General features: G+C 47.6%; 11 protein-coding genes. 6 read left to right on the forward strand and 5 right to left on the reverse strand.

What is annotated here, in order from left to right; genetic code table 11:
- Positions 1-9: 9 nt before the first annotated feature.
- Both U1F02_RS13150 and U1F02_RS13155 read left to right on the forward strand, forming a co-directional pair.
- Positions 10-1,377: an MFS transporter gene (locus tag U1F02_RS13150; RefSeq protein WP_409990865.1), complete on the forward strand. Its 1,368-nt coding sequence runs from the start codon at positions 10-12 to the stop codon at positions 1,375-1,377.
- Between the two features lie 67 nt (positions 1,378-1,444).
- On the forward strand, positions 1,445-3,802 hold the full coding sequence (locus U1F02_RS13155) for a GH36-type glycosyl hydrolase domain-containing protein (RefSeq protein ID WP_409990866.1): 2,358 nt from the start codon (positions 1,445-1,447) through the stop codon (positions 3,800-3,802).
- An 85-nt stretch (positions 3,803-3,887) separates the two neighbouring features.
- Here the strand turns inward: U1F02_RS13155 and maoP are convergent, their stop codons facing one another.
- From maoP to U1F02_RS13170, 3 genes are all read right to left on the reverse strand, one after another.
- Positions 3,888-4,853 carry a DUF413 domain-containing protein gene (maoP, locus tag U1F02_RS13160; protein WP_409990867.1) on the reverse strand — a complete coding sequence of 322 codons (966 nt, stop codon included), beginning with the start codon at positions 4,851-4,853 and terminating at the stop codon, positions 3,888-3,890.
- A 243-nt stretch (positions 4,854-5,096) separates the two neighbouring features.
- On the reverse strand, positions 5,097-5,360 hold the full coding sequence (gene rpsT / locus U1F02_RS13165) for a 30S ribosomal protein S20 (protein ID WP_189415196.1): 264 nt from the start codon (positions 5,358-5,360) through the stop codon (positions 5,097-5,099).
- 211 nt (positions 5,361-5,571) lie between these two features.
- Positions 5,572-5,997: an OsmC family protein gene (locus U1F02_RS13170; RefSeq protein WP_409990868.1), complete on the reverse strand. Its 426-nt coding sequence runs from the start codon at positions 5,995-5,997 to the stop codon at positions 5,572-5,574.
- A gap of 217 nt (positions 5,998-6,214) precedes the next feature.
- Between U1F02_RS13170 and U1F02_RS13175 the strand changes: the two genes are divergently transcribed.
- From U1F02_RS13175 to U1F02_RS13185, 3 genes are all read left to right on the forward strand, one after another.
- Positions 6,215-6,460 carry a hypothetical protein gene (locus tag U1F02_RS13175; protein WP_409990869.1) on the forward strand — a complete coding sequence of 82 codons (246 nt, stop codon included), beginning with the start codon at positions 6,215-6,217 and terminating at the stop codon, positions 6,458-6,460.
- 144 nt (positions 6,461-6,604) lie between these two features.
- Positions 6,605-8,626: a protein kinase domain-containing protein gene (locus tag U1F02_RS13180; protein ID WP_409990870.1), complete on the forward strand. Its 2,022-nt coding sequence runs from the start codon at positions 6,605-6,607 to the stop codon at positions 8,624-8,626.
- 15 nt (positions 8,627-8,641) lie between these two features.
- Positions 8,642-9,319 carry a hypothetical protein gene (locus U1F02_RS13185; protein WP_409990871.1) on the forward strand — a complete coding sequence of 226 codons (678 nt, stop codon included), beginning with the start codon at positions 8,642-8,644 and terminating at the stop codon, positions 9,317-9,319.
- A gap of 52 nt (positions 9,320-9,371) precedes the next feature.
- Here U1F02_RS13185 and U1F02_RS13190 read toward each other — a convergent pair whose 3' ends face one another.
- Positions 9,372-10,379 (reverse strand): AI-2E family transporter, encoded by a 1,008-nt coding sequence (locus U1F02_RS13190; RefSeq protein ID WP_409990872.1) that lies wholly within the window; start codon positions 10,377-10,379, stop codon positions 9,372-9,374.
- Positions 10,380-10,463: 84 nt separating this feature from the next.
- Positions 10,464-11,096, reverse strand: a complete 633-nt coding sequence (locus U1F02_RS13195; RefSeq protein ID WP_409990873.1) for a PolC-type DNA polymerase III — start codon at positions 11,094-11,096, stop codon at positions 10,464-10,466.
- A gap of 438 nt (positions 11,097-11,534) precedes the next feature.
- Here U1F02_RS13195 and ppc point away from each other — a divergent pair, with 438 nt between their 5' ends.
- Entirely contained in the window at positions 11,535-14,147 is a 2,613-nt protein-coding gene (gene ppc / locus U1F02_RS13200) for a phosphoenolpyruvate carboxylase (protein ID WP_409990874.1), read from the forward strand.
- The last annotated feature ends 196 nt before the right edge of the window (positions 14,148-14,343 follow it).

Here is a 14,343-nt window from a genome sequence, read left to right on the forward strand (position 1 = left end):
AATAACCAAGTGAATACAACTGCAAGCGAAGATCGTTTAGCCAAACTCAGTTGGCGCGAGCGAATTTGTTATGGTTTGGGTGATACAGGGTTCAATTTTTTCTGGGTAAATATTTCTGCCTTCTTGTTATTTTTCTACACGGATGTATTCGGTATCTCTGCCGCTGTCGCTGGCTCTATGATGACTATCGTTAAGGTAATCAATGCATTCACCGATGCTGGATTAGGGGCGATTGCCGATAGAACTCAAACCCGTTTTGGAAAATATCGTCCGTTTTTAATCTGGGGTTCTGTGCCTCTTTGTTTTGCTGCTGTGATGCTTTATACCACTCCAAATCTTGGCGGTCAGGGTAAAGCTATTTGGGCATTTGCTACTTATCTATTAATGATGACCTGTTACACCTTGGTTAGTATTCCTTATTCCGCTTTGTCTGGAGTGATCACTGCGAATCCTAATGAACGCGATATTATAAATAGCGCACGTTTTGTTGGTGGTTATCTTGGCGGCGCGTTGGTTACCTGGGGTACGCAAAAGCTAGTGAAAATATTAGGTGGCGGTAATGATATTTTAGGATGGCAGTTGACTATGGCATTTTGGGGTGTTTTGGCCGTTATTTTATTTGCCTTCACCTTTTTCAATACTCGCGAGCGCGTGACTGCTGTAGCAAATACCCAGCCACGCATTATGGATGACATTAAGGACCTGATGTCTAATGTGCCCTGGATAGCAGTCTTCTTTTTGAATTTGATGGTTATGATTTTGCTCACCTTGCGTGTAAGTACGGCTATTTATTACTTCAAATATTATGTGGGCAAGCCAGATTTTACGGCGCACTTTCTCCCAATGTTTATGGTGGCTGCTGTGGTTGGAGCGTTTTCTGCCCCCTTTCTATTGCGCGTTTTTGAGAAGAAAACCTTGCTGCTTTTATTGATGCTTGGGACTGGGTTATGTTCGCTTGCGTTTTATTTTGTGCCACCTGATGGAATTACTTATATGGTGATACTGCAAATTCTTATAGGTTTCGCATTAGGTGTTAAACCGCCGTTAACATTTTCAATGTTGGCAGATACTGCAGATTACAACGAATGGAAAAAAGGTAGGCGTGCGACTGCAATGACATTTGCAGCGGGTGTTTTTTCGCAAAAATTGGGGTCCGTATTGGCAACAGTAGTTATTACAGCTGTCTTTACTGCATTGGGGTATCAAGCTAACCAAGTGCAAACCGCTGAATCTTTAGGTGGAATTGTTTTCTTGATGTCTGTAATTCCCGCTGCGTTCGCATTTTTGTCGATGATTGCGTTGGTGTTTTATAAATTAGATAGAGCTGCCATGGAAAAAATCCAATCAGATTTATTGGCAAGAAAAACGCAGGTATAGTTTTATTTCAGCGCTGCCTTATGCAGCGCTTTTTTTAACTTTAACAAGATAGAACCAGGTAGATATCATGTTGCAACCAACGCATAACGGCGAACGTTTTGAATTAACCAGCCCGACAGCCATGCCTCGCGCTGCAGGTTTTTTGTGGAATCAGAAAATGATGATGCAAATGACCTGTCGCGGTTATGCGGTTGCACAGTTTATGCAACCTGAGCCAGCAAAGTATGCCTATGCTCCCAATCTCGAAGCTAAAACCTTTATGCAGCCGGAGCAGCCTTATTACGCGCATCATCCGGGTCGCTTTTTTTATGTGAAAGATGAGGAAACCGGTGAAATTTTCTCTGCGCCTTACGAACCTGTGCGCGCTTCTTTGGATACATTTAATTTCTCCGTAGGTAAGAGTGATTTGGCGTGGATTATCGAGCATCTCGGTATTCGTATTGAGCTGAGCGTCAGCTTGCCAGTGAATGATGTGGTGGAATTATGGAGCTTGCGTGTCACGAATATTTCTGAGAAGGCTCGCAAAGTCAGCGTGTATCCATACTTCCCGATTGGTTTTATGTCGTGGATGAATCAGTCTGCTGAATACCGCGCAGATTTGGGTGGCGTAGTTGCTAGCTGCGTAACGCCTTATCAAAAAGTGGCAGATTATTTCAAAAATAAAAACTTCAAAGACAAAACCTTCTTTTTGCATGATCAGCAACCCACTGCGTGGGAAGCCAAACAAGAAACCTTTGAAGGCGAAGGTGGTTTGCATAATCCTTCTGCTTTACAAAATGAATTGCTGACAAATGGCGACGCACGCTACGAAACACCAGCCGCTGTGTTGCAGTATCGTTTGAATTTTAAGGTTGGCGAAGCTCGCGATTTTCGTTTTGTATTCGGCCCCGCGTTTGATGATCAAGAAATTACTCAGATTCGCTCAAAGTATCTGAGAGAAAATGGTTTTGAAAAAGCGCAAGCGGAATACAGCGCTTACGTTAACTCGGGTCGTGGTTGTTTGCACATAGAAACGCCAGATGCTGAGTTGAATAATTTCGTTAACCATTGGTTGCCGCGGCAGGTCTTTTATCATGGCGATGTAAATCGTTTAACAACAGATCCGCAAACTCGCAACTATTTGCAAGACAATATGGGCATGAGTTACATCAAGCCTCAAGTGACGCGCGCAGCATTCCTACATGCGCTCAGTCAGCAAGAAGCGAGTGGTGCAATGCCGGATGGCATTTTATTGGCGGAAGGGGCGGAACTTAAATACATCAATCAAATTCCGCACACAGATCACTGCGTTTGGTTGCCGGTTTGTTTGAAAGCCTATTTGGATGAAACCAACGACTATTCGATTTTGAGCGAGCAAGTAAAAAGCGCAGAGTGTGGCGAATCCTTTAGCGTGTTTGAACGCATCAGTCGTGCAATGGATTGGTTGTTGAGCGCGCGCGATTATCGCGGTTTAAGTTTCATCGCCCAAGGCGACTGGTGTGACCCTATGAATATGGTGGGTTACAAAGGCAAAGGCGTATCGGGCTGGCTGTCGGTTGCTACAGCTTACGCATTAAATTTATGGGCAGACATTTGCGCTCACGAATCGCAAAGTGAAGCAGCGAAAAAATATCAAGCAGGCGCTCAAGACGTTAACGCAGCCGTTAATAAATATTTGTGGGACGGCGATTGGTTTGCGCGCGGTATTACCGATGACGACGTTGTGTTCGGCATCAGCAAAGACCCCGAAGGCCGCATCTATTTAAATCCGCAAAGCTGGGCGATTTTAGGCGGAGCTGCCAGCGATGAGCAGCGCACAAAAATGCTAACGGCCGTAGAAGAGCAATTAGAAACACCTTATGGTGTCACCATGTTCGCACCGGCTTACACCGCCATGCGCGACGATGTAGGTCGCGTAACGCAAAAGCATCCTGGCTCAGCGGAAAATGGTTCGGTCTACAATCACGCGGCGATTTTCTACATTTACAGTTTGTACACAGTTGCTGAAGGAAATCGTGCCTACAAACTGCTTCGTCAAATGATTCCTGGCCCAAGCGAACAAGATTATTTACAGCGCGGCCAGCTGCCGGTGTTTATCCCCAACTATTATCGCGGTGCCTATCATCAATATCCGCGTACAGCTGGTCGTTCAAGTCAGCTGTTCAATACCGGAACTGTGTCTTGGGTTTATCGTTGTTTGGTGGATGGCTTGTTTGGTTTGCAAGGTGATGCGGAAGGTCTGGCGGTTAATCCGCAGCTTCCCAAAGAATGGTCGCACGCTAAGGTGGTGCGCGAGTTCCGCGGCGCGACTTTCAATGTTGAGATCAGGCGTGCAGATGTTAAATCTGTTCAGGTGAGCCTTGATGGCGCGGCCTTGGCGCGCCCACACATTGATAATATTGTTTCCGGCAAAACTTATCAGGTTGAGGTGTTATTGCCTCACTAATTGGTTCCACAAGAGGTCCATAAATAAAAAAGGCGCCTATCTGAAGATAAGGCGCCTTTTTTATGGGTCATGCTTTTTGTTCGAACTATTTTTTGCCGGGCTTTTTGGCTGCTGGTTTTTTAGCAGCGGCTATTGGCTCCGCTTTTTTAGCGGGTGCTTTTTTAACGTCTGCCTTTTTGGGGGCTGCTTTTACAGGTTCGGCTTTTTTAGGTTCGACTTTTTTGGCTGCAGCTTTAGGAGCTTCTGCTTTTTTAGGGGCCGCTTTTTTAACTTCCGCTTTCTTCGGAGCAGGAGTCGCCTTTACTGCTTCAGCTTTCTTAGGCGCCGCTTTTTTGGGTTCTGCTTTTTTAACCTCTGCCTTCTTTGGGGCTGCTTTCTTTAGTTCTGCTTTTTTGGGTTCTGCTTTTACCGGGGCAGGTTTTTTGGGCTCTGGCTTTTTAGTTTCTGCCTTGGCTGGCGCGACCGCTTTTTTTGGGGCTGCGGCTTTTTTCGCGGGTTCAACGCTTTTCGCTGACTCGGTAGCTTTGGTGCTCACCTTGGTCGCAGCCTTGGCGATTACGGGTTCAGCTTTTTTAGCGGCCGGTTTAGGTTTTGGCTCCGCGGGTGTGGGCTCAGGAGTTGCTTTCACGGATTTGGTTGGGGCTTTTGCTGCTGGAGCTTTTTCTGCCGGTTTAACCGGTTTTTCTTCTTTTGCTACAACAGGTTTGGCAGGTTCAGGAGCGGGCTCTTCGGGAGTTGGTTTGGCCGCCGCTTTGGATTTGCCTTTGCTTTTGGTTGTGGTTCCCGCCATGCTTTTTACAATGCTGAGATATTTGACCCAGGCTTGTTCAACCGGATTTTTAGGTGAGCTTTGGTTGGCGATAACTTTAAGGATGTGCAGATCTTCAGGGGTAGGATCGGAAACTTCGTCGGCAACTAACGCGTTAATCAGTGTGCCGTTTTTGCGTACCAGTCGTGCCTGAATGTCTGACAAGCCGCCTTTTTCAAAACCGTTTGGAAAGTGTACGGAATCTATAAACGCCTGCTTTAGATAGTGTTCACGTGGCAGCATGGGGATTCTCCGTTCTTAGTATGTGCACTCTTTTGTTATTGGTAGCCGTTAAAAGTGAATGCGGCCAAAATTGTACGGCGAATGTAATCTCTTTTTGTGACAGTGTATAGATGATTTTTTGCTCTTTGCTTGCTTGGGTGACAGCTTTGCCAACAAGTCCACTTGCGGGTGCGAATTGCGGGCGAAAAAAAACCGGCTAAAGCCGGTTTTGGGTGCTGGTAAACCAGCTAAAGCAATGCACAATTAAGCCAATGCTTTGATTTTTGCGTTCAAACGGCTCTTGTGACGAGCAGCTTTATTCTTGTGAATAAGGCCTTTGTCAGCAATGCGGTCAATAACAGAAACAGCAGCAGTGTAAGCAGCGGTAGCAGCGGCTTTATCGCCAGCTTCAATTGCACTGATTACTTTCTTCAGGTAGGTACGCCCCATTGAGCGCATGCTGCCGTTATGCTTGCGAGCTTTTTCGTTTTGACGCGCGCGTTTTTTGGCTTGGGGTGAGTTTGCCACCGTGGTGCTCCTATATAAAAAACTGGATATAAAGCTTAAAAATGAATCTGGAATACTGCGATTCGACCCCTTCAGGGTCTGAATTCAAGGACGCGACATTATCCCGTTTTTCGACGGGCTGTCAACCCGAAAAAGCGACTGATTAAGTAAATGTCGGCTGAGATCACCCTGCATTGCTCAATCCCAGTGGATCTTGGTTAAACGCGCGTTTCTACGCCTCTAACTTAGCATCCAGGCTGATCTCTGCTTTTAGAAGCTTGGAAACAGGGCATCCCTCTTTGGCTTTGTTGGCTATTTCCAAAAATTGGGATTCTTGGGCGCCGGGTACTTTGGCGGTGAGCTCCAGGTAAGAAGCCGTAATCGTAAAACCCGATTCCTGCTTTTCGAGAGTGATTTTTGCTGTCGTCTTGATGGTATCTACGGTCAAGCCTGCCTCTGTGAGCGCCAGAGATAAAGCCATGCTAAAACAACCTGCATGAGCCGCGGCTATAAGTTCCCCCGGATTGGTACCGGCTCCATCTTCAAAGCGCGTATTAAACCCGTACTGGGCATTGGTGAGAGCACCGCTTTGGGTGGAAATAGTGCCTTTTCCTTGTTTAAGGTTTCCCGTCCAAACTGCATTTGCTGAGCGTTGCATAGGCTGATCCTCGATCTTGGTGAAAGTCAGGTTGCAGTATTCAAGCCTTAATGAGCCGCGTCTGTACGCTGTTTAGCCTTGAGGATTGGGTTGGTTGGGAATTTACTTCCCATTTTCGTCTGTTGATGGAAAAAATTTTGACGATGGAGAATGCGCCGTGCAAAATTCGATCAGTCTTCTGAGGCCGTTTCTAATAATTAAATCAGGGAGTTTCGGTATGCATCTCAGTCCTTGGCGAGTGGGCTTGTTGGTTGTCATTTTTATCGTTTCGCATCTCGCATTCGGCGATCAAAAAATAAAAACAAAAAGCAATATTAAGAATGATCGTGTAGCAGAATCTTCTTCCGCTGGTGCTTGTCTAGATGCGAAAAAGACGTCCACCGACGAAAAGTCCAGTTGTGATTCTTCGGGGCAAAGTTCTGCTGCGGCAGAGTCATCAAAGCCTCAGCACGAAGCGCAGTAAACCTTCAAAATTTGCGCTGGTTCCGCTAATCGCGAAATCAGCTGTTTGGTTATGCCCATTTCACCAAGGCGAATGTTAAGATTCTGCTTATTTAAACGTCGCCATATTTTCGATGTGGCTGTTTGGTGATTCAGGAGTTGACGCGTGGCAGATAGCAATGACATTACCCAAATTTCGCAAGGAGCGACCGGGGTAAGTGACAATGACGAAACGCGAGTATCTGCTCGTGAGATGCCTACTCGAGAAGCTTCCGTCGCTACTGCATCCTCAATAAACGCTACCCAATACACTCAGTTCGGCCGCACAACTAATCATTCCTCTGGCTTTGCCGAAGCACAGGCCATAGCTCGTGGTGCTCACGCTGGGAGCAGTAGTGGCAGTCTACTTAAGAAGCGCTTTTTGTTGGGCGATGTACTCGGTCAAGGTGGCATGGGTACGGTCTATAAAACCAAAGATTTGCGTAAAGTTGAGGCGGAAGATCCGAATCCTTTTATTGCAACCAAGGTATTGAATCCGGCCTTTAAAGATCACCCCGATGCCTTCGTAACTCTCCAACAAGAAACGGCCAAATCCCACACGCTGGCGCACCCCAATATAGTTACCGTGCATGACTTTGATCGTGACGGCGATACGCTTTTTATGACGATGGAATTGCTGGAAGGTGAGCCGCTGGATCGCTTGCTCAAAACCAGTCGCGGTTCTGGCATTCCCAAACAGAAAGCGCTGGGTATTGTGCGCGATCTTTGTTCTGCGCTGAGTTACGCACATCAGCGGCAAATCATTCACGCAGATTTTAAACCCGGTAACGTCTTTGTGTGTGACGACGGCACTGCCAAGGTGTTGGATTTTGGTATCGCTCGTGCCGCTTCAAAAGAAACTCAGAAACATAAATTTGATGCGGGTCAGCTCGGTGCATTAACACCAGCTTATGCCACCATAGAAATGGTGCGCGATGAGCCACTTACGTTCACTGACGACGTTTATGCGTTGGCCTGTGTGGTGTACGAAATTTTTAGTGGTCAGCACCCTTACCAAAATCACTCAGCGTTGGAAGCCAAGCAGCTTGGTTTAAAGCCCAAGCCCATTGCAAGTTTGAATCATCGTGAATGGAAAGCCTTATCACACGCGCTCGCGTTGGAAAAAGCTCAGCGCACCGCGAGTGTCACCGCGTTTATGGATGAGATGTTTCCGCGCCGCATCTCGACTGCGTTTGTGGTTTCGATGGTTTTGGCGGTGATTGCTTTTGGTGGTGCGAGTTGGCTCGGTTATCAGCAATATCGCGCACAAGTTCAGCTACAGCACACCATTGACGAAAATTTAGAACAGGCGCAAACCTGTTTTGCGCAGAGCGATTTTGCCTGCGCGCTTGAGCGCAGTTTGTTGGTCTCTAATTTGGATGAAACCAACAAGTTAGCAAAACAACTTGTGAAGTCATCGCAGCTTGCGCAGCAAAAGTTCGAACAGGCGCAACAAATTACACGCCTGCTAAATGAAGGTGATGCATGTCTTGCGGCGCAAGACGACGCCTGTGCTCAAGTTAAAGCGAAAGATGTATTGGCGTTGGATGCAAACAATCAACGTGCGCAGCAAATGTTAACTGCAGCCAATGATTTGGATAGGAATCAAAGTGTTGCAGAAAATATCCAGCAAGCGGAAGCTTGTTTGGCTAATAAAGATCTCGCGTGTGCAACCATGTTTGTTAAACGTGCTGAAGAGATTAGTTCCTCGCATCCACTTGTTATTGCGATGCAATCCAAATTACGCAACTCCGAGCAACAAGGTAAGCTGATGGCGCAAGCACAACAACAAAAAGTGATTGAGCTAGTGCAGGCAGCGCAAAGTTGTTTATCGCAAAAGAAATATGAATGCGCTATTAAACAAGCTGATGCTGCTTTGCAATTGGATGCAGCCAACGGCGCTGCTATGGAAGTAAAGCAAACCGCCGCTGTAGCCGATAAGCAAATTCGTGATGCGCAAGAAAAGGTGAATAAGATTTTGTCGCAGGCCAGAGAATGTCTTGAGAAACAAAAAAATTACACCTGCGCCATTGCAAAAGCAGAAGCGGCTTTGGATGTGACTCCGAATAATGCCGAAGCCATAGCCATTAAAACGCGCGCGCAAGATATTCAGCGAAAAATAAAAGAAACCGGCTTTACTATTAAATAATTGAGATTCAGTTTCATGAAAAAAATATGCGTTTTTCTATTCGCCAGTTTATTCCTCGCCAATCAAAGCATGGGTTTGGATTTGAAAGATATAGGCCGCGCTTTCGACAAATCTTACAAGTGTAAAAAGAACGACCAAGGTTGTAAGAACCGCGAGCATCTATTGGCGGCCGCTAAAATTGCGGCAGTTGCTGTAGCGGTAAAATACATTGCAGACATGATTATTGAGCAGCGCGCCAAGAAAGTCTCTGACGAAGAGCGCGTAATTACCGACTACAAAAACAATCACGATGCGCTGCCCGACAAGCCGCAAGCGGCAACCTATACAACTAGCACCTTGCCCGGCAGCGTTGTTCAGCCCGGTAAAAAAGTGGTGATTCAATCTGACATCGTCGTTGTGCCAGGACGCGAGCAAAAAGAAACACTCATTCAAGAGCGCTTGGCGATTTTTGATAACGAAGACAACACCAAGGAATTGAAATCGCTTACTAAGGATGTGAATGATGACACCAAGCGCGGTGGCCGCTACACCAACGAGTTCACCTTCACCTTACCTGAAGGTTTGCCTCAAGGTGTTTACCCGATCAAAACTACGCTGATTTTGAATGGTGAGGAAAAGGAAACCATCAACAATAATTTGCAGCTCGTGCTGCAGGTTAACAGTGCTGGCAATATGTTGATCGCTTTGCGCTAATGCAAATAAAAAGCGCGCAATCAGTGTGCGCTTTTTCCTACTTTTGGATTCGTTAAATTAAATGCCGATTGATTAATTCTTGCTTCATGTAAGCATAGAAAATCGGCGCAGCCACAACGCCCGCAATACCGAATACGGCTTCCATTACCAACATCGCAATTAGCAACTCCCACGCTTTCGCCTGAATTTGAGTGCCAATGATTTTGGCGTTGAGAAAGTATTCAAATTTGTGTAACACAATCAGGAATACCAACGAACTGAGTGCGACGGGAACGCCGAAGGGGAGGGCGACAATGACCAAAATGGTGTTGGAAATTAGGTTGCCAACAATCGGTAATAATCCCGCCACAAAAGTAATCACCACAAGGCTTTTCGCCATGGGTAGATGAATGTCGAAAAGTGGCAATACCACCAATATATAGAGCCCGGTAAAAAAGGTATTCACCGCAGATATACGCACCTGAGCAAATACAACTTTCTTAAACGCGCGACTAAGCGTTTTTAAGCGATCCAAAAGTGCGGCGGCAAGCGGAGCGCTCGGTAGGTGATTAATGGTGTGCAGTGAAATCATCGCGCCGATAATCATGCCCAGCAAAATACGAACGGTGGTATGGCCTGCGTGCGTACTGATTGATTGAGCGTACTGCGAATGTTCGCGCATCCAATTCGCAATAAATTCGCGCAGTTCTTCGGTATTGTCGGGCAAGTGGCTGCAAATCCACTCTGGGCATTGCGAACGAGAGGCTTCAACGATATCGGCCATCTTTTGTAACAGCGCGTGTGCGCTTCCTGCTTCGCTTTGGAAAAATGTGATGGCTCCCCAAATGGCGAGTGTCAGCGAAGTGATGATAAAAGTGCCGATCACGCTAACGGAGACTATACGCGCACGCCCTTTGCCAATGCCGACATCCAAGCTGGGTGATAAAAACAGCACCAGCGAGTGCACCAGAAGACCGGCAAAAAGTGCCACGAGTAATCCGTAAGTCAGGATCACCCATAAACCCAGAGCGACCAAAATGTAGGACGCAATTTCAGGGTAGGTGATTTTGTTGTTGATCATGGGAGCTTCCCGAGGTGGTTGGGGCTGGCGCTATCATAAGTGAAGACGTGGCCATAAGGGAAACAGTGACAGCCTCAGCGTGTGTTAAGCGTGTTGAACTGCGGCCAATAACTTATGCAATTGATGCTTGGGTGTTTTACACAGCTGTGCCATAAACGCGAAAGAAGGCGTTGACAGCTGATGGCGTGTTTGAAGTTCGTCCAGCAGGCTGAGCCAAAGGTACGCGGTGACTTCTGCATCTGCTAATGCTCGGTGATAAATGCCTTGGCTCGGTAAGTTTTTATAATCCGCCAAGGTAGCCAACTGATGATTAGGGGCTTGCTGAAACAAACGGCGAGAAGCCAGCAAGCTACAGGCAACACCACCATCAAAGCGGCACTTGATGCGCTTAAATTCTGCGCGCAAAAAGCGCTCATCAAACGCAGCATTATGTGCAACCAAGTTGTGGCCTTGAATGAATTCGAAAAACTCCTGCATGACTTCGCCGCTTTTGCGTGCATCTTTAACCATCTGGTTGGTAATGCCCGTGAGGTTTTCAATAAACAAAGGGATGCGAATACCCGGGTTCATCACGTGTTGAAAACGTTCTTTAATGCGTCCGTCTTCTATCAGCACTGCACCAATTTCAATACAACGGTCGCCCAAGTCTGGCGATAAGCCGGTGGTTTCAAAGTCGAAGACAATAAGAGTATTTGCTGGGCGCCCGGTTAAATGCATGTTCAAAAATCGTAGCTTATTGAGGTGGCTAGCTTAGCGCTTTGCCCAGTAATTTTCCCGCACAGAAATTAAACGCCTCTGAGCAAACCTCATCTGCGTTGGCTCAACACCATTTACTCCAACGTCATTCACAGACTTATTCACAGGTTTTGTGGATAAGCCGCTGTCTCCGTTTCGCTCTATTCGAATGCACTCTAAACAGGCATTGGCACAATTACTGCTGGTTCAACTGGGTAATAAGCGACGCGCGTTGCCGTTTGAGGCTGATTTACGCCACTTTACGATGGCGCGCGGGGGTATTTTCTACCCAATTGAGGGCTGATGACGTAGAATGCCGCCCTATTTTGATGCTTGATTTCATTCCCTTGATCGAGTTGGCCCCGCTGTTTGGCCTATTTTGGTTCTATTTTTGGCCCCTGTTTTTTTGGAGAACGTCCGATGTTAAAGCTGCCTGAAACCCTGCGCGAGAACGTACGCCTGCTAGGGGAGCTCTTGGGTGAGACGATTCACGCCCATGAAGGCGAAGAATTGTTTGCTAAGGTTGAGGGGATTCGCAAGCTTGGTAAGGCTATTACACGCGCTGAAAGTGGCGACTCGGCGCCACTCGTTAAGCTGCTGGGCGAGTTGGATGATGCGGACATTCTTCCGATTGTGCGTGCCTTTAACCAATTCCTCAACTTGGCCAATATTGCAGACCAGGAATATTTCTCCAGTGCTGAATCCGAGCGCGACGACGTGCTGGAAGCCATGTTGCAAGAATTTGCAGGCAAATACGGCAAAGAAGAACTGGCCAAAAAAATCAGCGAACTGCGCATTGAGTTGGTGCTGACTGCGCACCCGACAGAAGTCACTCGTCGTACCTTGATTCGCAAATACGACCAAATCGTAGATACCTTGGCGGATCGCCAAAACGGCAGCCTCTTAACGTTCGAACAAGACAAATTGCGTGGCCGCTTGCACCGTTTGGTGGAGGAAATTTGGGCTACCGATGAAATTCGTACTACTCGCCCTACTGCAGTGGATGAAGCCAAATGGGGCTTTGCTGTTATTGAAAACAGCTTGTGGGAAGCTGTACCCGACTTTATTCGTCACCTTGACCGCTTGAGCAGACGTCACCTTGGCCAGCCGCTGCCTTTGGATGTACAGCCATTCACCTTCTTCTCGTGGATGGGCGGTGACCGCGACGGTAACCCTAACGTAACCCACAAAATCACCCGCGAAGTATTACTGCTTGGCCGTTGGATGGCTGCGGAATTGTATTCGCGCGATGTTTACAGCCTCGGTGGCGATTTGAGTATGAGCGAGGCGAGCGAGGAGTTGCGCGCGCTCTACCCAAGCACCACACCTTATCGCGATGCGATGTTCACACTGCGCAAGCGCATTCAAGCTACGCTCGAGTGGGCGGAAGCTCGCTTGCAAGGCCGCATTGTTGAAACACCCGAAGACTTAATTGTTAGCCGTGAGGATTTGCTCGAGCCTTTGATGGTTTGTTACAGATCTTTGAATGACGTTGGCTTACCTCACATCGCCAACGGCCCACTGATGGATACCATCCGCCGCATTCATTGCTTTGGCATTAATTTGGTTCCATTGGATATTCGCCAAGACGGCGAGCGCCATGTAAAAGCAATTGATGAATTGGTTGCCTATTTGGAATTGGGTGAATACGCCAAATGGTCTGAAGAGCAACGCCAGTCATTCCTGCTTGAGCAATTAAGCAGCAAGCGCCCCTTGTTGCCAGCGCAATGGCCAATGAGCGATGACACAGCAGAAGTTTTGGCGACTTGCCGCGTGATTGCGAGCGAGCCGCGTGAAATCCTTTCGCACTACATTATTTCTATGGCGCAACAGCCGTCTGATGTGCTCGCCGTGGCGCTTCTTTTAAAAGAGTGCGGCATGACTTGGGATATGCCGATTGTTCCACTATTTGAAACCTTAGATGACCTCGATCGCGCGCCGATTGTTATGGATCGCCTATGGAGCCTCGATTGGTATCAAAAATACAGTGCCAAAGACCAAACCGTAATGATCGGTTATTCCGACTCTGCAAAAGATGCTGGTAAGTTCTCTGCAACTTGGGCGCAATATAAGGCGCAAGAGAAGCTGGTAGCCTTGGCCGACAAATACGGTGTATCACTCGTATTGTTCCATGGTCGTGGCGGTACCGTTGGCCGTGGCGGCGGCCCGGTTGAGAAAGCCATGGCGTCACAACCGCCCGGATCTATTCACGGCCGCATCCGTGTAACTGAGCAAGGCGAGATGATTCGCTACAAGTTCGGTTTGCCGCGCGTTGCCTTTAGCAGCTTGTCTTCCTACGTTGTAGCAACATTGCGCGCAACCATTTCTCCGCACGCAGCGCCAGCGCCTGAATGGCGTGATCTGATCGAGCGCATGGGTGCATCCAGTTTGGAAGCTTACCGTAGCGTTGTGCGTGGCCATGAGCACTTCGTTCCTTATTTCCGCAGTTTGACACCCGAGCAGGAGCTCAGCTTGTTGGCGCTCGGCAGTCGTCCTGCTAAACGTAAATCAACCGGCGGTGTAGAAAGCCTTCGTGCAATTCCGTGGGTATTCGCCTGGACGCAAGTTCGCTTGAACTTGCCCGCATGGTTGGGGGCGCGCCAAGCCTTGGAATATGCGCTTCAGCATGAACCCAAAACTTTGGCGGATATGGTGACCAACTGGCCATTCTTCTCAAGCTTCCTCGATTTGTTGGAAATGGTTATTGGCAAAGCGGATGGTCCAATCTGTACCTATTACGAAGAACAATTGGTGCCCGCGGAATACCACGGTCTTGGCAAGCAATTGCGCGATGATTTGAAAGCGCTTGAGTTGCTCATCAACGAACTGAAGAAGCAAGACATCTTGTTGAAGGATGAGCCTTTGCTCCGTCAATCTTTAGAAGTGCGCAAACCTTACGTTGATCCACTCAACTACTTGCAAGCGGAATTGTTGAAGCGTTACCGCAGCAGTGAAACCATTAGCCCTGATCTTGAGCGCGCGCTCAAGGTAACTATGGCGGGTATTGCGGCAGGTATGCGCAATACGGGTTAGGTCTTTTTGTATGCTGAGCACAGAAAACCGCACAATCCGTGCGGTTTTTTTTTGCCATAATTCGGAAATAATTTATAAAATTTGATGCCCCCTACTCAGGTTAAGACTTGGGTCTTACAAGCTTCTCGCAACAAATAGCGTATGATTGGCTTCTGTACTTTTTTTACTGCAGGGTCTTTCTTTGTGCGAAACCTGT

This window comes from Cellvibrio sp., from assembly GCF_046347455.1.
In the GTDB taxonomy this organism is placed as follows: Bacteria; Pseudomonadota; Gammaproteobacteria; order Pseudomonadales; family Cellvibrionaceae; genus Cellvibrio.